General features: G+C 70.5%; 17 protein-coding genes. 5 read left to right on the top strand and 12 right to left on the bottom strand.

What is annotated here, in order from left to right; translation table 11 throughout:
* Positions 1-26: 26 nt before the first annotated feature.
* Entirely contained in the window at positions 27-1,442 is a 1,416-nt protein-coding gene (locus AC1U7O_RS05840) for an integrase (protein ID WP_479893398.1), read from the bottom strand.
* A 286-nt stretch (positions 1,443-1,728) separates the two neighbouring features.
* On the opposite strand from AC1U7O_RS05840, the gene AC1U7O_RS05835 reads away from it, so the two are divergent.
* The 4 genes from AC1U7O_RS05835 (at position 1,729) to priA (ending at position 5,975) form a co-directional block, all read left to right on the top strand.
* Positions 1,729-2,220 carry a bactofilin family protein gene (locus tag AC1U7O_RS05835; protein ID WP_479893691.1) on the top strand — a complete coding sequence of 164 codons (492 nt, stop codon included), beginning with the start codon at positions 1,729-1,731 and terminating at the stop codon, positions 2,218-2,220.
* Between the two features lie 115 nt (positions 2,221-2,335).
* Complete coding sequence (locus tag AC1U7O_RS05830; protein WP_479893690.1) at positions 2,336-2,791, top strand: bactofilin family protein; 456 nt, start codon at positions 2,336-2,338, stop codon at positions 2,789-2,791.
* Complete coding sequence (gene mnmA, locus AC1U7O_RS05825; RefSeq protein ID WP_479893688.1) at positions 2,788-3,858, top strand: tRNA 2-thiouridine(34) synthase MnmA; 1,071 nt, start codon at positions 2,788-2,790, stop codon at positions 3,856-3,858. The genes AC1U7O_RS05830 and mnmA overlap by 4 nt, the downstream gene beginning before the upstream one ends.
* A gap of 38 nt (positions 3,859-3,896) precedes the next feature.
* Positions 3,897-5,975, top strand: coding sequence for a replication restart helicase PriA (gene priA / locus AC1U7O_RS05820; protein WP_479893687.1), 2,079 nt, complete (start codon positions 3,897-3,899; stop codon positions 5,973-5,975).
* Between the two features lie 4 nt (positions 5,976-5,979).
* On the opposite strand, the gene AC1U7O_RS05815 is transcribed toward priA, so the two are convergent.
* The gene (locus AC1U7O_RS05815) at positions 5,980-6,408 is read right to left on the bottom strand and encodes a hypothetical protein (protein WP_479893686.1); all 429 of its coding nucleotides are present in this window, start codon (positions 6,406-6,408) and stop codon (positions 5,980-5,982) included.
* A 102-nt stretch (positions 6,409-6,510) separates the two neighbouring features.
* Between AC1U7O_RS05815 and AC1U7O_RS05810 the strand changes: the two genes are divergently transcribed.
* The gene (locus tag AC1U7O_RS05810) at positions 6,511-7,374 is read left to right on the top strand and encodes an HAD-IIB family hydrolase (RefSeq protein WP_479893685.1); all 864 of its coding nucleotides are present in this window, start codon (positions 6,511-6,513) and stop codon (positions 7,372-7,374) included.
* Positions 7,375-7,399: 25 nt separating this feature from the next.
* Here the strand turns inward: AC1U7O_RS05810 and AC1U7O_RS05805 are convergent, their stop codons facing one another.
* The 10 genes from AC1U7O_RS05805 to glgC form a co-directional block, all read right to left on the bottom strand.
* The gene (locus AC1U7O_RS05805) at positions 7,400-8,737 is read right to left on the bottom strand and encodes an ArsB/NhaD family transporter (RefSeq protein ID WP_479893684.1); all 1,338 of its coding nucleotides are present in this window, start codon (positions 8,735-8,737) and stop codon (positions 7,400-7,402) included.
* 118 nt (positions 8,738-8,855) lie between these two features.
* Positions 8,856-10,127 carry a cation:proton antiporter domain-containing protein gene (locus AC1U7O_RS05800; protein ID WP_479893683.1) on the bottom strand — a complete coding sequence of 424 codons (1,272 nt, stop codon included), beginning with the start codon at positions 10,125-10,127 and terminating at the stop codon, positions 8,856-8,858.
* Positions 10,128-10,133: 6 nt separating this feature from the next.
* On the bottom strand, positions 10,134-10,733 hold the full coding sequence (locus AC1U7O_RS05795; protein ID WP_479893682.1) for a hypothetical protein: 600 nt from the start codon (positions 10,731-10,733) through the stop codon (positions 10,134-10,136).
* 523 nt (positions 10,734-11,256) lie between these two features.
* The gene (locus AC1U7O_RS05790) at positions 11,257-11,925 is read right to left on the bottom strand and encodes a hypothetical protein (protein WP_479893681.1); all 669 of its coding nucleotides are present in this window, start codon (positions 11,923-11,925) and stop codon (positions 11,257-11,259) included.
* Between the two features lie 10 nt (positions 11,926-11,935).
* On the bottom strand, positions 11,936-12,565 hold the full coding sequence (locus tag AC1U7O_RS05785) for a hypothetical protein (RefSeq protein WP_479893680.1): 630 nt from the start codon (positions 12,563-12,565) through the stop codon (positions 11,936-11,938).
* Positions 12,566-12,696: 131 nt separating this feature from the next.
* Positions 12,697-14,628, bottom strand: coding sequence for a 1,4-alpha-glucan branching protein GlgB (gene glgB / locus AC1U7O_RS05780; protein WP_479893679.1), 1,932 nt, complete (start codon positions 14,626-14,628; stop codon positions 12,697-12,699).
* A gap of 19 nt (positions 14,629-14,647) precedes the next feature.
* On the bottom strand, positions 14,648-15,355 hold the full coding sequence (locus AC1U7O_RS05775) for a mechanosensitive ion channel family protein (protein WP_479893678.1): 708 nt from the start codon (positions 15,353-15,355) through the stop codon (positions 14,648-14,650).
* 28 nt (positions 15,356-15,383) lie between these two features.
* Positions 15,384-16,652, bottom strand: coding sequence for a glycosyltransferase (locus AC1U7O_RS05770; protein ID WP_479893677.1), 1,269 nt, complete (start codon positions 16,650-16,652; stop codon positions 15,384-15,386).
* A gap of 8 nt (positions 16,653-16,660) precedes the next feature.
* Positions 16,661-16,915 (bottom strand): hypothetical protein, encoded by a 255-nt coding sequence (locus AC1U7O_RS05765; protein WP_479893676.1) that lies wholly within the window; start codon positions 16,913-16,915, stop codon positions 16,661-16,663.
* Between the two features lie 44 nt (positions 16,916-16,959).
* Complete coding sequence (gene glgC / locus AC1U7O_RS05760; RefSeq protein ID WP_479893674.1) at positions 16,960-18,210, bottom strand: glucose-1-phosphate adenylyltransferase; 1,251 nt, start codon at positions 18,208-18,210, stop codon at positions 16,960-16,962.
* Between the last annotated feature and the right edge of the window lie 11 nt (positions 18,211-18,221).

Below are 18,221 nucleotides of genomic sequence, written 5' to 3'. Positions count from 1 at the left end.
ATCTTACCCACGGGGGGATCGTTGCGTCATTTCTCAATCTTACCGAGCGACTCCTTCCCGGAGCCCGGTTTTGCGGGTCTTCGGGTTGCCTGCCGGAGAAACGGCCTCCGCATGTGCCTCATACGGGGCGATCGCCGGGTGGGCCAAGCTGGAGTATCCCCCCTCAGGTCGTTGGGACCCGGCCCTCCCCCGCTTCTGGTGTTGGACCCGTGGACTGAACGTCCCCCGCGCCACGGGGGGGTCGCTCGCGGCTGCGGCGGCCGGGGGGTCGTCTCGCGTGGCGTGCGCGTCGCCCGCGTGGCGAGCGCCCCCAACCGCTCCAGGGAGCGGTCAATCCGCTGCGAGAGCACGAACGGATCGGTGGTCGCCATGATGTGCTCCAGCGCCGCCACCTTCTGCGGATCCGCCTCCGCACACGCCTTCACCCGCTCGAACGGCGTCTGCGGGCGGTCATAGCGCCGGATCAGCCGCGAGCCCACCCGCACTTTGCGCACCAGTTTCATGGAGGGCTGAAACAGATTCTGAAAGAGCCGTAGGTCTGCGTACAGCGCATTGAGCGCCTGCCAGGCCGCCGGGCTGTCATACCGCTCCCAGCCCACCAGCTGGCGCACATGCGTCCAGTTCTTCTGCGCCACATGCGCGTTGTCATCCTTCTTATAGGGGCGCGAGCGGGTGAACTGCACCTGCTGGCCGGCGGGCCGCGCCTGACACCACGCCAGCAGATGATCGTTGATGAACTCGCTCCCGTTGTCGGAATCGACACCCCGGAGGGGGAACGGCAATTGTTCCTCGATCGCGGTCATGGCCTGCACGACCCCGTGGCGGCTCTTGCCCAGGACCGCCTGGCGCTCCACCCAGGTCGTCTGAATGTCCACGCAGTCCAGCGTGTGCAGGAACTCCCCGGCGGCGGAGGCGCCGGAGTGCGATACCAGGTCAATTTCCACATAGCCAGGCTTGGTGACGTCCCACTGGTCCGTCTTGATCGGAATGAGGTGCTTGAGCAGCGAGCCCGGGCGCGTCGTCCCATAGAGGCGTCGCGTGATCCGCTGCTTGCGCTCCCGCAGGCGCCGGTCGAGCTGCCGAGCACTGATGCGCTGAAGCTGCTGCTCCAGAGTCGGGGTGAGGCGCACCCGGCGGCGCAGCCAGGGCAGCCAGTGCGGGAGGGCGGCCTTGAGCCGTTGGCCACACAGATAGCCCGAGGCCGCCCAGATCTGGGCCACGAGCCGAATCACCTCCTCCGAATAGGTCGGCCGCCGCCGGGCCACCCGGCGCACCGGCGGCCGGGGTGGGGCCGCCCGGCTCAGCAGCCCAATCGCGTACTTGCGATGATAGCCACACATTCGCGTCACTTCGTCCAACAACGCCGAGCGCGTCACCCGGTTGGCCCGTTGATACCGCTGCCACATGACTCGCAGATACTCGTACTTCGACCGTCGCGCCATCCCTCCTGCCTCCATCCTCCCCCTCCTTCCGACCCGCACCGGGCGGACCTGGAGGGTAAGAATTACAAATGACGCAACGATCTGTCTCTCGGTAAGATTTTAGATGACTCAATACGATCGCTTGCCTTCCGTCGGGGAAGCTCGTATCCTGAGGCCTTCCGGGACAGGTCCTGGGCCCCTTCCGGCTTCCGTCCTCGATCGCGCGATGCGCCGGGAGCAGCCGACCCTGTCGGCCGCCGCGGGGATCCCCAGTCGGCTCGTCCAGCAACCGAGGAAGGAGGGATCCATGTGGCAGAGAGCCAAAGAGCGGACCGAACTGAAATCGGACGCCGGCGACGGCGGCGGTGAACCGACGGCGCCCGCGAACGGCGGCCCGGAGGATGGCCAGGACGTCATCGCCTTCGTCGGCAAGGGCGTCGAGTTCAAGGGCACGATCACGTACAACGGGACCGTGCGCATCGACGGCTTCCTCGACGGGGAAATCCACACGGAGGGGATCCTGCTCGTCGGCGAGGAGGCGGTCATCACCGCCAAGATCAGCGCGGGCACCGTCGTCAGCAAGGGCAAGATCACCGGCGATGTGATCGCCAAGGAGAAGGTCAAGCTCATGGCGCCCGCGATCCTGAACGGGTCGGTCAAGGCGCCCGTGCTCTCCATGGAGGAGGGCGTGCTGTTCAACGGGAGCTGCGAGATGGCCCGCGCGGATGTCCACGAGCTTCCGAGAGACCCGGGGCTCAGGACCGTCCCCCAGGCGGCGACCGGGATGAAGCGGGCGTGAGCCCCCTCCAGGGGCTGATCCCCGCTTCGACGGCCTGAGGCTGGCGAGGAAGGGTCCGTCGGGCTGAGCGATCGCCGCGCTCCCTTCCCGCCGACCGTGGTCGCAGGAGGATGCCATGTGGGAGTTCAACGGGAAAAAGAAACTCACCCAGGACAATGATGAGAACTTCACCTTCCTGGGGCGGGGCGTCGACTTCAAGGGTGTGGTCAACTTCGACGGGACCGTCCGCATCGACGGGCGGCTGGAGGGGGAGATCCACACCAAGGGCACGCTCATCGTGGGAGAGCACGCCGTCATCAAGGGCATCGTGACCGTGGGCACGCTCATCACCGGCGGCAAGATCCGCGGCAACGTCACCGCGACTCAGAAGGTCCAGCTCCTCAAGCCCGCGCTCCTGGTGGGGGACATCAGCACGCCCGCCATCTCCATCGAGGACGGAGCGCACTTTCACGGCGCCTGCGACATGGGCGCGGAGAAGTGGGAGGAGGAAGAGGATCGCGGCGACCTCGAGAACGTCCACAACCTCTCCGCCCACCGAGGCAAGGTCAGAGCCCAAGACTACCAGCCATGACGAGGCCGACGGTCCTTCTCGGCATGAGCGGCGGGGTGGACAGCGCCGTCGCCGCCATGCTGCTCGTCGAGCAGGGCTATGCAGTGCGGGGCGTCACCCTCCAGGTCTGGGAGCCGGAGGACCCCACGGCGGCCGTCTCCAAGCGCTGGCAGGAGCGGGGCTGCTGCAAGGTCGGCCTTGCCCGCCACGTCGCCAAGCGGCTCGGCATCCCCCATGAGGTGGTCGAGGCCCGCGAGACCTTCCGCACCGCCGTCATTGAGGATTTCCTCACCGGTTACCAGGCCGGTCTGACCCCCAATCCCTGTGTCCGATGCAACGAGCGGGTGAAGATCCGCACCCTCGTTCGGCTGGCCGAGGCGCGTGGGCTCGATGCGGTCGCCACCGGCCACTATGCCCGCCTCGACGATGAGCCGCCGGCGCTGCTCCGCGCCGCGGATGCCCGCAAGGACCAGACGTATTTTCTCTATCGCCTGCCCGCCGCCTGGCTCCCCCGGCTGCGGTTTCCCGTCGGCGCCATGAAGAAGGCCGAGGTCTGGGAACGGGCCGAGGCGCTCGGCCTCCCCGCGGACGAGCTCAAGGAGAGCCAGGAAATCTGCTTCGTGTCTCAGGGCGACTATCGGACCTTCATCGAGCGGGAAGCGCCGCAGGCCAAGCGTCCCGGCCCCTTCGTGGACCGCGGGGGCCGTGTCCTGGGCCGGCATGAGGGGATCGCCTTCTACACGCCGGGCCAGCGTCGCGGGCTGGGCGTCGCCGTCGGCGAGCGCCTCTACGTCCAGCGGGTGATCGCCGAGACCGGGACCGTCGTGCTCGGGCCGGATCGGGACCTCTACCGGAGCGACTGTCTGATCGCCGACCTCAACCTTTTCGATCCGACCCTCGCCCGGGGACCGGTCCGCGTCCAGGTGAAGGTCCGGTACGCCACGCCGGCCACGCCGGCCACCGTCGCTCCCGCCGGCGACGGTACGCTCCGGATCCGATTCGACGAGCCCCAGCGCGCCTTGAGCCCCGGGCAGTCCGCCGTCCTCTACGAGGGAGACCGGGTCCTCGGCGGCGGGATCATCCAGTAGGCCTCTGGCCGCTGTCGCTCCGCCCGCGCCGTAGCCGCATGTCCGACCCCCGCGCCCGGCATCAGGCCCAGCCGCCCAATCCCGCGCCGTCCGCCGATCAGGTCCCGAGCCCGCTCTTGGCCGACGTGCTGGTGCCGCGCCGCCTGAGCGGGCCCTTTACCTACGCCGTGCCGGAGCCCCTCCGGACCGCACTCCGCCCCGGCAGCCTCGTCCTCGTACCCTTCGGCCCGGCCTCGGCCCCCGCCGTCGTCGTTGAGGTCGGCGTCGCCCCATCGGCTGAGGCCGGCACCAAGACCCTGAGGACGATCCGCGCCCTGCTCGACGAGTCTCCGGACCGACCCGCCCTGCCGGAAGAGCTGCTGGCCCTCACCGGCGAGCTGGCCCGCATCTACCTGGCGCCCAGAGGCCAATGCGTGCGGCTCGTCCTGCCGGCCGACCCTGGACGGCGACGGCCCGCGCGGGCCAAGGCGGCCGCACCGGGTCGGCCGGACGGCGGGTCCGGTCCGGCCGCTCCGCCGATCGTGCTGGAACGTCCGGCCCCTCCCTCGGGCTGGTGGCGGGAGCTTGAGCGTCGGCTCGACGCCCGCCGCCACGACACCCTCCTGTGCGTCGGTCGGGCCGCCGCCCGCTGGGCCATCCTCCTGGAAGCGGTCGGCGCGACCCTCAACCGGGACCGGCCGGCGCTGATCATCGTCCCGGAGCAGGCGGCGGCCGTCGCCCTGGCCGACCTGGCGCGCACACGCTGGGGCGACGCGGTCGCGCTCTGGCACGGGCGCCTGCCCCCCGCGGCGCGCGCCGCCCTCTGGTGGAGGATCAGGCGCGGCGCCGTGCGGGTCGTCATCGGCACCCGCTCGGCGGTCTTCACCCCCCTCGCGTCCATCGGCCTCATCGGCCTGGACGACGAGGGCGACCCCTCGCTCAAGGAGGAGCAGGCCCCGCGTTACCACGCGAGGGAGGTCGCTCGACTCCGCGCGAGCCGACATCAGGCCCTGCTCCTCGTGACCTCCGCCCACCCCTCCCTTGAAACGAGCCGGGCGGTCCCGCCCGCCGCCACGGCCGACCTGTCGGCCGGCGCCCCGCGACCGACGGTCGAGGTCGTGGATTTACGGACGCTGCCGCCCGGCACCCTCCTTTCGCCCGCGATGGTCGAGGGCTTGAGGGCCGCTGTGGACGCGGGCACCGGGGCCCTGCTGTTCCTCAACCGCAAGGGCTTCGCGCCGGCCCTCCTCTGCCGGGACTGCGGGGAGGCGCCGCTCTGCCCCCGCTGCAGCGTGAGCCTGACCTTCTACCGAAGGGCCGGCCGACTCGGCTGCCGCTACTGCGGTGCCTCCCTCGCCTTGCCGGACGCCTGCCCGAGCTGTCTGGCCCCCAAGCTCGAGCCGGTCGGTTTCGGCACCGAACGGATCGAGGCGGAGCTGCGCCGGGAATTCCCCCGCGCCCGCATCCTCCGCCTCGACCGGGAGTCCGCGCGGACTCCGGCGCAGGCCGAGGCCCTGCGACGTCAGGCCGCCGCCCGCGAGGTGGAGATCCTCGTGGGCACGCAGATGGTCTTCCAGGGCCCGCCGCTTCCGCCCCTGGGCTTCGTCGGCCTGCCCCTGGCGGACGCGGGCCTCCACCTCCCGGATTTCCGCGCGGCCGAGCGGCTCTACCACCTGCTGCTCGACGCAGTCAGCCTGGCCCGGCCCGCCGCGGAGGGGGGGCGGGTGCTGCTGCAGACGCTCCTGCCCCAGCACCAGGCGATCGCCGCGGTCATCCACGACGACCCGGCGCGGTTCATCGAGCCGGAGCTGGCCTTCCGCCGTGCCCTCGGCTATCCGCCCTTCGCCGCGCTGATCGCGCTCCATGTCGCCGGCCGGGACGAGCGGAAGGTCCAGACGGCGGCGGAGCGGTGGGCCGCGCTGCTCGCCGCGTCGGGCTCGCCCGCGCTGCACCTGCTGGGTCCGATCCCCGCCGCCGTCGCGGTGGCGCGGGGCATGCACCGGCGGCAGCTCCTGGTCAAGTCCGAGGACAGGGAGGCGGCGCGGGCGGCCGTCGAGGCGTCCCTCGACCGGCTCCGGCGGGAGTCGGGACGGGGGCTGCGGCTGGAGGTGGACGTCGATCCGGTCGAAATGGCGTGAGCGGCTACCGCCCTCGACGCTTGCGCCGAGACGGCGGGGGCTCCGGGGTCCCCGCCGCGGCCGGCGTCCCGCCTTCCGGCCGGCCGATCCGCCGGAAAATTCCGTAAGCGAAGCTCATCCAGAAGATCGCGGCGAAGCCGCCGAACAGGAAGGAGGTCAGGATCTGCCCCATCTGCTCGTCGGTCGGCGCGGCCGTGGCCCGGTGGATCCGGACCATGGTGGTGATCGGCCAGGCCAGGCTCTCCAGGCCGAGGAGCAGCGTGGCCCAGGCCCAGACGGCCCCCACCGTCGTCCCTCGCCAGGCCAGGAACCCGGCCGAGCCCAGGGCGATGGCCGCGGCCACCGGCACGGACAGCTCGCCCGTCATCAGCCAGAAGCCGACCGTCAGCACCAGGCTGCCGAGCACCGCGTTGAGCGTGGGGGTCCAGACCATCGTGGCTCGCGAATGGAAGCCGCAGTGTGCAGGCTTCCCGGGCCCCTGTCAATCCCGCCCGGCGCGGTTGCGCAGCCGGTCCCCCTCCGCTAGAGTCTGTCCATGACGGGCTCGACCGATCCCACCCCCCTTCCGCGGGCCAAGCCCCGCCTCCTCGTCCTGACGGACCTCGACGGGACCCTGCTCGACGCGGATACCTACGCCTTCGACGGCGCCAAGGAGGCGCTCGACGCGCTCCGCGCCCGCGCCATCCCCCTGATCCTCGCGTCGAGCAAGACCAGGGCCGAGATGGAGCCGATCCGCCAGCGGCTCGGCCTGGCCGATCCCTTCATCGTCGAGAACGGCGGGGCGGTCTTTCTTCCCAAGGGCTATTTCCCCTTTCCCGTCCCCTGGGCCGCCGTGCGCGGCTCGTTCCAGGTGATCGAGCTGGGCATCCCCTGTGCGCGGCTCCGCGCCGCGCTCAAGGAAATCGGGCAGGCCCTCGGCTGCCGGCTCATCGGCTTCGGGGACATGTCGCTGGACGAGGTCAGGGCCCTGACGGGTCTGGCGCCCCAGGAGGCGCTCCTCGCCAAGCAACGGGAATATGACGAGCCCTTCGTCATCGAGGACCGACCGGAGCTGGCCGACGAGGTTCACCGGTTGGCCGAGGCGCGGGGGCTGCGCTGCACCAGGGGGGGGCGCTTTTTCCATCTGACCGGCGACAGCGACAAGGGGAAGGCCTGCCAGACCCTGATCGAATGTTACCGGCAGGTCGCCAGCCGCCAGGGCCAGCCCCTCCTGACCATCGCCATCGGCGACGACCTCAACGACCTCCCCATGCTGGCCCTCGCCGACCGGCCGGTCCTCGTGCGCAAACCGGACGGCTCCCACGTCGAGGCGATCCGACTCCCCGGCCTGATTCGCACCACGGGCATCGGCCCGGCGGGCTGGAACCAAGCGATCCTGGGTCTCCTCGCTTCCGTGTGACCGGCTCCCGCCCGCCCCTGGACCGTCAGAAGAACCGCAGCCACAGGTACGCCGCGCTGATGGCCACCGAGCCGAGCATCACCGGAAAACCCAGGGCGAAGAAACGCCAGAACGTGATCGTGTGCCCGGCGCGGCGGGCGAGGTCCACGATGACGACGTTGGCCGTCGCCCCGATGAGCGTGCCGTTGCCGCCCAGGCAGGCCCCGAGCGCCAGCGCCCACCAGAGCGGCTGGATGTCCGGCTGGCGCACGAGCGCCGCGTAGTCGGTCACCTCGGGATGGAGCGACCGGGCCAGGTCCACGATGAGCGGGTTCATGGCGGCGACATAGGGAATGTTGTCCACGACGGCCGACAGGATCGCCGAGCCCAACAGGACGCTGAACGTCGTGCCGGCGGTGTTCCCCCGCGTGAACAGGACCAGCTCGTCCGCCAGGTACCCCATCGCCCCGACCTTGACCAGCCCGCCGACCAGGATGAAGAGCCCGATGAAAAAGAAGATCGTCTTCCACTCGACCTCGGTCAGGTAGTCCAGCTCCTCTCCGTGCTCGCCCCCGCCGTGGCCGTGCCCGACGAGCATGAACAGGCTCGCCCCCAGCAGCGCGACCGTGGCGGGCTCCAGGCGCAGGAGGCCGTGGAAACAGAAGCCGATCGTGGTCAGGACCAGCAGCCAGACGCACTGGATCAGGAGCCGGCGGTCGCGGATCGCGTCCCGCTCGCGGAGGGCCAGCACCGCCTCGCGGAGACGGGGCGCGACCGTCATCGAGCGGCCGGCGACGAGCCAGAGGGCGCCGAGGAACGCCGCCATGATGACCAGCACGACGGGCCCCAACATCGCGACGAACTCCACGTAGCTCAGCTCGGCCTTGCTCGCGATCATGATGTTGGGGGGGTCGCCGACCAGGGTGGCCGTCCCCCCGATGTTGGAGGCCAAGGCCTCGCTGACGAGGAAGGAGACCGGGTTCAGCTCCAATCGCCGGCAGATCTCCAGGGTCACCGGCGCCATGAGCAGCACGGTCGTCACGTTGTCCAGCAGGGCCGAGAGCCCCGCGGTGATGACGGCCAGCAGGACGAGCATCCGGAAGGGCCTGGCCTTCGCCCGCTTGGCGGCCCAGATGGCGAGCACCTCGAAGAGCCCCGTTTTTCGCGTGACGTTGACGATCACCATCATCCCGATCAGCAGGAAGATGACGTTGTAGTCCACCCCGAGCTCCGGCGAGTAGAAGGCCTCCTCCTGTGTGACCACGCCGAGGCTGATCATCAGCGCCGCGCCGAAGAGGGCGACGATGGTCTTGTGGATGCGTTCGGTGACGATCGCCAGGTAGGCGGCGCCGAAGATCAGCAGGGCGATGGCCAGGTCGGTCATACAGACTCCCGTCGAGCCGCGCCGCCCGCGTCCTGTCGCGCGGTCGGGCGGCGCACCGCTCCACGCATCGCACAGCCGGCCGGCTTGCGCAACCGATTTCGGAGCTCCGCGCAACGCCTCAGGACGGGGCCGTGGAGTCCGCGTCGGAGGCCGACGTCGGGCCGGCGAACCCGGCGAAGACCCGCGCGTAGACCCCGGCCAGCGCGGTCCGCTCGAGGAGGAACACGAGCACTGCGGTGAGCACGATGCTGAACAGGACCACGGCGTAGGTGACGTCCCGGATCAGCTCCCCCCCGGGGATGCCCGCCTGCAGCGGCATCGCGGAGAGGACGACCGCCGCCAGGCCCTTGGGCGCCATGACGGCCATCAGCGAGGCGTCGCCGACGGGCGTGGTCCGGCGGACCGTGAGCCGGACGACGGGGACCCGCATCAGGTAGATCGCCAGCGTCAGCGCCCCGGCGACCGATACGACGCCGACGTCCGTCAGGTGGACGGAGAGTCCCACGTACACGAAGAAGAAGGTCTTGAGCAGGAAGGCGACCTCGGCGAAGAAGACCCGCTCCGTGTCGTTGAAGGTGAGCGGGACCAGGGGCGTGAGCTGCTTGAGCCGCGGCAGCTCCACCGCCTCGATGTTCCCCAGCGTGACGCCGAAGGCCAGGGCCGCGATGTAGCCGCTGAAGCCGAGCAGCTCCGTCACGCCGAAGACGACGAAGAGGAACGCCGGGGTCGTGAAGACCGCGTGCTTGAGGTTTCTGACCTTGTCCAGCAGCATGGACCACAGGAAGCCGCTGCCGATGCCGAGCAGCGAGGCGAGGACGAAGGACGAGAGGATCTCCCCGACCATGAGGCCCACACGCAGCTCCCCCAGCCGGTGCAGCTCCACGAGCGCGATCGCGACGACGATGCTCAGGACGTCGCTGGCCGCCGACTCGAGGAACAGGATCGTGCGGCTCTCCTCGCCCATCCGGAGCTGCTTGACCAACGGGATGACGACCGCCGGGGAGGTGGAGCCGACGATCGCGCCCAGCATCAGGGCCGCGACGGGGTCCAGGTCGGTCAGCGCGAGGGCGCAGGCGCCGACCGCCCCCGCGGTCGCCGCGAAGCCGGTCAGCGTCAGCCCGAGCGTGCCGCGCGCCGCCTGCCGGAGCACGGTGAGGCTCAGGCCCACACCCTCCTCGAAGAGAAGGATGATCAGCGTGATGGTCGTCACGACCCCTCCCACCGCCCCGAAGTCCTCCGGCTCGACGAAGCCGAGCAGGGGGCCCAGGAGCAGGCCGATCAGGATCAACCAGAGCACGTCGGGCAGCCGCGTCTGCTCGAACACCGCCGTGAACAGGTGGGCCAGGAAGACCAGGAGGCCGATCGCGGCGATTGCGAGGGCGATGTCCATGCGGGCTCAGGGCTCCCGTCGGCCCGGGGCGTCGGCGCGCGCCTCCGCGCGCAGGGCGGGGTCCGGCCCCTCCACGTGGGTCACAGGGTGGGCCGGTGGCTCGTCGCCCTCCGTCACGTCCTCGGCGGGGATCGTCGTCCGGTTGCCGTCCCGGAGCTGCGCAGCGTGGGGGGACATGATCTCCACTCCGGCCTCGTTGAACTTGTCCTGGCTGTGCCGATGCCGCTCGGAGGAGACCTCGGCCATCCGGGTGGGCTGACCGGTGTCGGCGTTGAGCTCGTCGCTGACGTAGAAGTCGTTCGGCGCGGTCTGGAGAACGAAGGGCTCCGGCTTGGCCTTCAGGTGCTCGGTGGCCCGGGCGGCCGCGATCAGCGGCTCGTGGACCTTCCGCCGGGGGACGTCGTAACCAATCGTGACGCTCGTATGGAGGGTCAGCCCGCGTTCCCCGGCCGACGTGCTGTCGTTGGCGAGGTGGCTCCCGAGGACCATCGAGTGGGGGATCGTGACCCCGACGTCGATCTCGTACCGGGTGACCGCGATGTTGACGACCACCACGACCAGGTCCGGGAGGGAGGAGAGGATCGCCTCGACACCGGCCCTGATCACCGATAAGGGGTAGCCGAACAGCAGGCCCGCGAGGCCGCGGGTCCTGGGGAAGAAGCTGAACTCCGCGGAGCGCCTTGACGGCTCCCAGGGGGATGGCCGTGACCCGCTCGGCCGACGGCCACGCCAGGCGCCGGATCCGTGGGGGAGCGGATGCGCGTGCCGTGCCGGGACTCGACTGCGGTGAGCCGCTTCCGGAACCCACGGCGGAAGGCGAGGGGCCAGATCAGGGCCAGCGCGGCCGTCGCGACGACCGTGGCGACCAGCCCCACCTGCAGGTCCTCGGAAGTGCCGGGCCGGGCGTACCAGGATGTCGACAACGTCCGCCGGCGGCACGCTCGCGTCGCTCGGAAGCTCAACGGACGGCAGAGAGTACGCCTCGCCTCTTCGCTCGCCGCACGCCTGCCGCCAGGCAGGCGGCCTTGCTGGACGGCCTGTTTGACCATCTGCGAGCGATTCTGGTTCCGTCTGGAACCCTGTGCCGCGGTGTCTGAGCAAGGCCGAAAAGAGTTTTTTCAACAGCCTGTTACCGCTCGCCGGCCGCCGTCGAGACCAAGCGGCGGCCCGAGACCTCGGTCTCGGCGAGGAAGTGGTCGACCGACTGCCGGATGGCTTCGTTCAGCAGCTCGTTGATCTCGCCGGGCTCGAAGTCTCCGATCCAACGGGAGACCCGCCCGGCCAGCTCGATGCGCAGGCGGCCGCCGCCCTCCGTGTTGAGCACGTCCACCGCCAGGTCCACCTCGACCTCGACGGTCGTGCCGAAGAACCCCGTGTCGGCGCTGGCGACGCACTTCCGCAGGAGGCCGGACATCCGGACATCCGGCCCTCCGTCGAGGGGCAGCACGCCCGCCTTGTCCAGCCACGTCCGCCATCCCAGTCGCCGCTTCAGGTCGTCGACGAAGACCTCGGCCACGTCCTGTCCCACATCCTCCCCCTTGACGATGAGGCGGATGCGGTCGCCCACCAGTGGAGCGAGCGACCCGGCCAGGACGCTGTCCGGCTGCTCCACCCGGAAGGGCGCGATCGCCACCTTCAACCCGTCTGGGCGCGAGATCGCCGGCCGTGATCCGGGCGCGACCGTCCGGACGTCCACCACGATCCCGTGCTCGGGGCCGGTGCAGCCGGCGAGCGGGAGAAGCCACAGCAGGACCGCCGCCCACGCCGGCCCGGGAGCCGCCCGGCTCCTGCCGGTCATCCGGCACCTCTCACCTCGTGGCAAGCAGGTCCCTCACTTCCGGTTCCATCAAGTCGTTCCGGTTCGCGCTGAAGATCAGCAGGAACGTGTACTCGTTGTTGTAGGTCGTGCCTTCGTACCAGGGGCTCGTGGTGATGTACTGGCCCGTCTGGATCCGGTGCACGTCCAGGGACAGGCGGACGACGGCCCGCTGGCGGACGTTCTTGTACAGGGCCAGCTCCGGCAGCGAGAAGGGCAGCAGGACGCTCTGGACCGGCGGCATGCCGAAGAACGTGGTGCCCTGCTCGGTCCCGAAGGCCTGGACGACGACGCGCACGCGATAGATCGCGTCCTCGGGCTTCTCCGGGAGCCGATAGCCCAGCCGGGCCAGGCGGTCCTCGATCAGCTTCTTGACGAGGTCCTCGTCGCCGCCGGTCAGGGAGGCGGCGTCCACCTTGACCGGCGCCCCGTCGGGCAGGGGCAACGACAGGGTGACCAGGCTGCGCTCGAGCGCTTGGGTGAGCAGGAGCTGCTCGATCCCGGTCCTCGCCGTCTTGCTCACGTCCCTGGTCAGCGAGCAGGCCGTCGCCTGCGCGAGCAACCCGCAGGCGACGACGAGCGCCGGCCATCCGCGAACGCCGCCCCGCCGATCGCCGAACATGGTGTCCCTCCCTTGTCGTGTCCCGTCCCGTCGGGCGCCGGGCCTCCCGGGCAGGGTCTCCCCCCGGCCCGCTGGGCCGGCCAGAGCATCGGCGGGAAGCTTGGGCAACCACCCGGAGGGGAGCCCAGGGATCACCGGCCGACGTGCTTGAGGAAGACGGCGCCGAGCGGCGGGAGGGTGAGGCTCAGCGAGTGGGACCGGCCGTGCATGGGGACGGGGACCGCCTCGACGCCGCCCAGGTTGCCCATCCCGCTCCCGCCGTACTCAGTCGCGTCGCTGTTGAGGAGCTCCCGCCAGAGGCCGGCGCGCGGCGCGCCGACTCGGTAGCCCAGGCGCGGCACGGGCGTGAAGTTACAGGCCACGAGGAGCAGCTCCTCGGCGCGTCGGCCCTTCCGCAGCAGCACGACCACGCTCGCCTCCGCGTCGGAGCAGTCGATCCACTCGAAGCCGGCCGGCTCGCAGTCCAGCTCGTGCAGCGCCGGCTCGCTCCGGTAGAGGCGGTTGAGGTCGGCGACCCACCGCCGCACGCCCGCGTGCGGGGCGTGCGCGAGCAGGTGCCATTCCAGGCTGCCGTCGTGGGCCCATTCCCCCCACTGGCCGAACTCGCCGCCCATGAAGAGCAGCTTCTTGGCCGGCTGCGCGAACATGTAGGCGAACAGCAGCCGCAGGTTCGCGAACTTCTGCCAGTCGTCGCCGGGCATCCGGCCGAGCAGGGAGCCCTTGCCGTAGACCACCTCGTCGTGCGAGAGGGGCAGCACGAAGTTCTCGTGGAAGGCGTAGAGCATCCGGAAGGTCAGGTCGTTCTGGTGGTACTTGCGGAAGACGGGGTCGAGCGCCATGTAGTCGAGCGTGTCGTGCATCCAGCCCATGTCCCACTTGAGGCCGAAGCCCAGCCCGCCCAGATAGGTCGGCCGCGACACCATCGGCCAAGCCGTGGACTCCTCGGCGAAGGTCTGGACGTCCGGGTAGTGCCGGTACACCTCCTCGTTGAGGCGGCGCAGGAACCCGATCGCCGGCAGGTTCTCCCGCCCGCCGTATTCGTTGGGAATCCACTCGCCCTCCTTGCGCGAGTAGTCCAGGTAGAGCATCGAGGCGACCGCGTCCACCCGCAACCCGTCCGCATGGTAGCGGTCGAGCCAGAACAGCGCGCTGCTCAGGAGGAAGCTCCGCACCTCGTTGCGCCCGTAGTTGAAGACGTAGGTCCCCCAGTCCGGGTGAAACCCCTGGCGCGGGTCCGCGTGCTCGTAGAGGTGGGTGCCGTCGAAGTAGGCCAGCCCGTGCTCGTCGGTGGGGAAGTGCGAGGGCACCCAGTCCAGGATCACCCCGATCCCCCGCCGGTGCAGGGTGTCGATCAGGAACATCAGGTCCTCCGGCGCGCCGAAGCAGCCGGAGGGCGCGAAGTAGCCGGTGGTCTGGTAGCCCCAGGAGCCGAAGAAGGGGTGGTCCATGACCGGCAGCAGCTCGACGTGGGTGAAGCCGGCCTCGGCGACGTAGTCGGCCAGCGTGGGGCCCAGCTCCCGGTAGCTCAACGACCGGTTGCCCTCCTCCGGGACCCGCCGCCAGGAGCCGAGGTGCACCTCGTAGATGGAGATCGGCGCATGAAGTCCCTGCCGGCGCTTCCGCGCGGCCATCCAGTCGGCGTCCCCCCACTCGTAGGCCGGCTCCCAGACGATGGAAGCGGTCTTCGGCGGCACTTCGTTGAAGCGGGAGAAGGGGTCGGTCTTGTCCACGCGGTAGCCGTGGAACCGGGACCGGACATGGTACTTGTACAGGGCGCCCCGGCCCACGCCGGGCACGAATCCCTCCCAGATGCCGGAGGAGCCGCGCGGCTGCAGCGGATGGCGGTCCCGCTCCCAGTCGTTGAAGGAGCCGATGACGCTCACCGCCTCCGCGTCCGGCGCCCAGACCGCGAAGTAAGTGCCCTCCGCACCGGGCAGGGACACCGGATGCGCGCCCAGCTTCTCGTAGAGCCGGACGTGGGTGCCCTCGTTGAACAGGTGCAGGTCGTCGCTCGTCAGCAGCGTGACCGCCGGGGACGTCGTCCCCCGCTCGATGCTCGCCATCCTCTCTCTCCTTCCCGCCTCAGAGATGCCGGAGGTCGTCCGCCGCGCGCTCGCGCGGGCTTCCGCCGAGCCGGCGCTCCAGGAACTCCCTCGCCAGGTCCCGCGCCCCCAGCCCGAACGCGATCGCCGCGGCGAGGACGACGCCGCCCAGCACCACGCCGAAGCCGACCACGACGATCGTCTCGGCGATGCCGAGCTGCTCCAGCGCCATCGCCGTGGCCGCGAGCTGCACGCCCCACCGCGCGCAGAGGGCCACCAGCCGCGCCGGCGGCAGTCCCGCGTTCACCGCGGCGATCAGGACCGCCTGCGAGACGAAGTTCGACAGCAGGTATCCCGCGACCAGGATCAGGAGCGCGGTGAACAGGCGCGGGATGTACGCCAGGAACGACTGGGCGAGCTGGTTGACCGGCTGCAGGTTCAGCGCGCTGATCCCCGCCACGGCCGCGAACAGCACGACGAGCCAGTAGGCCGCCTGGCCGACGAGCCGGGAGGGGTCGGACTTCACGCCGCCCCGGGCGAGGGCGTCGCTGACCCCGAGTCGCATGCTCAGGTGGTCGAGGCCGATCACGCGCAGCAGCCGCTCGATCACGTAGCGGGCGCCCCAGGCCGCCGCCAGGCCCGCGATCAGGATGATGGCCATCGCCAGCAGGTTCGGCAGGAACACGAGCACCTGCCCGCCCAGCGTCTCCAACGGGCCGAGCAGCGCGGTTTCCCAGAATCGTTCCATGGCCTGATCCTCCTTCCGGCGCCCCGCGTCAGGACGCCGACTGGCCGTACCACCGCTCGATCAGGTACGGCTTCCGGCGCTCGAACGTCTCGCAGAGCGCCTCGATGCGTCCCTCCGCCTCCGTCGTCGTCAGGCCCTGGGTCTGGAGCACGAAGGTCGCGGTCCGCCCCAGGTAGAGCGGGGTGAAGGCCTTGAGCAGGTGCTCGCGGGGCATCACGCGGCCGTGGTACGCCACCGCCGCGTCGCACACCACGCGCGCCCAGAGGTCGTCGGAGAGCGTGAAGGCCTGCAGGGGGCCGTCCGCGAGGACCCCCAGGCCTTCGAAGGTCTCCGGCGCCAGCATCTGCCGCCAGAGCGGCGCCAGGTCCGCGAGCCCCTGGCGGAAGGTCGCCACCATCCGCTCCACGTTCACGTTCACCGGCTCGACCCCGACCTCGTACCGGAACCCGAACAGGGGCACCGGCCTGGTCTCCTGGACGGCGGACCAGATGCTCTGGTGCTCTTCCATCAGCGCGAACACCGCGCCGAGCACCTGGACGAGCATGGCGGAGAGGTCCGCCGCCGGGTCCTTCGGGTTGTGGATCTTCGCACCGAGGAAGCTCTGGCAGACGCGCGCGCCGCTCGCGATGGCCTCGGTGGTCATCCAGATGTCGATGCCGAAGCGGGCGACCTCCGACTCCCAGACGTGCTTGTCCAGGTAGTGCTCCGCCAGCCGGCCGGCGAAGCCGAAGTCGCCCCCGATGGGCTGCCGGATGCGCGGCCCGTAGAGGGCGCGGGTGAGGGGATAGACGATGCCGTTCGTGATCGTCCCGTCGTACTTGTGGCGCAGGTAGTAGGGCGCCACGTACTCGTAGCCCTCCTCCAGGACGGGACGCAGCAGCAGCTCGATCCACTCCGGGGTGATGCTGCGCAGGTCGGAGTCCACGACCGCGCAGGCCTTCGCGCCGAGCCGCCGCGCGATCTCGAAGATCGTCCGAAAGGCGCTCCCCTTGCCCGGGATGCCGTGGTAGGGCGTGATGATCTTCTGCAGCGGGCTCTGGTGCTCGCTGATCAGGACCGCCCCGTGGTCGAGGACCGTGCGGGCGACCACTTCGCGGGTGCCGTCCGTCGAGCCGCCGTCGCTGTTCACCAGGACCGCCCGAGCGCGGGGGAAGTACTTGGCGAGGCCGGCGCTGACGGCCCGGACCACGTGGGCGATCGTCGCCGCGTTGTTGTAGCTGGGAATGCCGACCAGGATGTCGGTCCGCCCGATCTCCCGAACCTTGGCCTCCGCCTCCTCCGTCAGCAGGGTGGTCACGCTCCCCATCACTTCCGCCCCTGCCGCCCCCCGGCTCGGCATCCTCCGGCCGGGCGCCGGCCGAGCCAGATCAGCCCGCCCCCGAGGAGGAGCCCCGCCACGAACAGGAGGCCCAGCGCACGCCCGCTGAAGCCGTCCCGCGCGCGCAGCGCACCGCCCCAACCTCCCGAGCCCCGGTGGACCGGCACGTGGGCTTCGCCCCCCAGCCAGGCGCGGTCATGGATTTCCCCGGGCCGGCCGTGCCGCACCCGCTGCTCTCGCACCAGCGCCTCCTCGTTCCGTCCCGCGTCCCGATCGCCCCCGGCCGTCACGGCTCGGCCACGACGGGACGATCGCCCGCCGAGCGCCCCCGCGGCAGGACCACCAGCCCGGACTTGGTCACCTGGTAGCGCCGCCGGTCCGCGGCCGGATCGCCGCCGATCTCGGTCCCGGCCGGGATGACGTTGAACCGGTCGGCGACGACACGGCGCAGCCGCACCTTGGACCCGATCACGGCGCCGTCCATGATGACGCATTCCTCGATCTGCGCTCCGTGCTCGATGCGCACGTTCCGGCCGATGACCGAGCGCCGGATCTCCGCCTCGATCACCTGACTGCCCTGGCCGACCATCGCGTCGTCGAGGCGCGAGCGCACGAGGCTGGCGATCGGGCCGTCGTAGCTGTCCGTCAAGATCGGCCAGTCGGTGTTCCGCAGGTCGAAGATCGGGGCTTCCCCCAGGATGTCCATGTGCGCCTGCCAGTAGGCGTCGAGCGTCCCGACGTCGCGCCAGTAGCCCCGCTCCTCGTAGGACCGCACGCCGGGCACCTCGTTCGAGAGGAAGTTGTAGGCCATCACCCGGTGCGAGCCGATGAGGTTCGGGATGATGTCCCGGCCGAAGTCGTGGGAGCCGGGCTTGGCCGCATCCTGCTCCAGGGAGTCCAGGAGCACCTGCGTGTTGAACAGATAGTTGCCCATCGACGAATAGGCCTGCTCCGGGTCCTGGGGCATGGGCTTGGGCTGCTTCGGCTTCTCGTCGAACCCGACGATGCGACCCGACCGGTCGGCCTCGATGATGCCGAAGCCCTTGGCCGCGTGCAGCGGCACGGGCAGCGCCGCCACCGTGACGTCGGCCCGCTGCGCGAGATGAGCCTCCACCATCTGGCCGATGTCCATCCGGTAGATGTGGTCCGCCCCGAACACCGCGACCAGGTCCGGCGCGAAGTCCCGGACCAGGTTCAAGTTCTGGTAGACCGCGTCCGCGGTGCCCTCGTACCAGCCGCCGCGCGCCTTCATCTGGGGCGGCACGACCGTGATGAAGTTCCGCTTGATCCGTCCCCCGATCCGCCAGGCCCGGCGCAGGTGCTCGATGAGCGATTGCGAGCGGTACTGGACGAGGACGTACATGGACAGGATCTCGGAGTTCAGCAGGTTGCTGAGCACGAAGTCGATGATGCGGTACTTGCCGGCGAAGGGCACGGCGGGCTTGCTGCGCACCTCGGTCAGGGGCATCAGCCGCTGGCCCTTCCCGCCGGCCATGATCATGGCCAGGATGCGCGGGCGATGTCGTCGTTCCACCATGGGCCCTCCGT

The sequence above is a fragment of the Candidatus Nitrospira neuquenensis genome (genome assembly GCF_979578155.1).
The sequence above is the reverse complement of the archived record's forward strand: the minus strand, read 5'-3'. Positions and strand labels throughout refer to the sequence as shown.

Bases quoted from the DNA above. Each gene is read 5' to 3' on its own strand.
- AC1U7O_RS05840 (WP_479893398.1), bottom strand. From the start codon at position 1,442: ATGGCGCGACGGTCGAAGTACGAGTATCTGCGAGTCATGTGGCAGCGG.
- AC1U7O_RS05835 (WP_479893691.1), top strand. From the start codon at position 1,729: ATGTGGCAGAGAGCCAAAGAGCGGACCGAACTGAAATCGGACGCCGGC.
- AC1U7O_RS05830 (WP_479893690.1), top strand. From the start codon at position 2,336: ATGTGGGAGTTCAACGGGAAAAAGAAACTCACCCAGGACAATGATGAG.
- mnmA (WP_479893688.1), top strand. From the start codon at position 2,788: ATGACGAGGCCGACGGTCCTTCTCGGCATGAGCGGCGGGGTGGACAGC.
- priA (WP_479893687.1), top strand. From the start codon at position 3,897: ATGTCCGACCCCCGCGCCCGGCATCAGGCCCAGCCGCCCAATCCCGCG.
- AC1U7O_RS05815 (WP_479893686.1), bottom strand. From the start codon at position 6,408: ATGGTCTGGACCCCCACGCTCAACGCGGTGCTCGGCAGCCTGGTGCTG.
- AC1U7O_RS05810 (WP_479893685.1), top strand. From the start codon at position 6,511: ATGACGGGCTCGACCGATCCCACCCCCCTTCCGCGGGCCAAGCCCCGC.
- AC1U7O_RS05805 (WP_479893684.1), bottom strand. From the start codon at position 8,737: ATGACCGACCTGGCCATCGCCCTGCTGATCTTCGGCGCCGCCTACCTG.
- AC1U7O_RS05800 (WP_479893683.1), bottom strand. From the start codon at position 10,127: ATGGACATCGCCCTCGCAATCGCCGCGATCGGCCTCCTGGTCTTCCTG.
- AC1U7O_RS05790 (WP_479893681.1), bottom strand. From the start codon at position 11,925: ATGACCGGCAGGAGCCGGGCGGCTCCCGGGCCGGCGTGGGCGGCGGTC.
- AC1U7O_RS05785 (WP_479893680.1), bottom strand. From the start codon at position 12,565: ATGTTCGGCGATCGGCGGGGCGGCGTTCGCGGATGGCCGGCGCTCGTC.
- glgB (WP_479893679.1), bottom strand. From the start codon at position 14,628: ATGGCGAGCATCGAGCGGGGGACGACGTCCCCGGCGGTCACGCTGCTG.
- AC1U7O_RS05775 (WP_479893678.1), bottom strand. From the start codon at position 15,355: ATGGAACGATTCTGGGAAACCGCGCTGCTCGGCCCGTTGGAGACGCTG.
- glgC (WP_479893674.1), bottom strand. From the start codon at position 18,210: ATGGTGGAACGACGACATCGCCCGCGCATCCTGGCCATGATCATGGCC.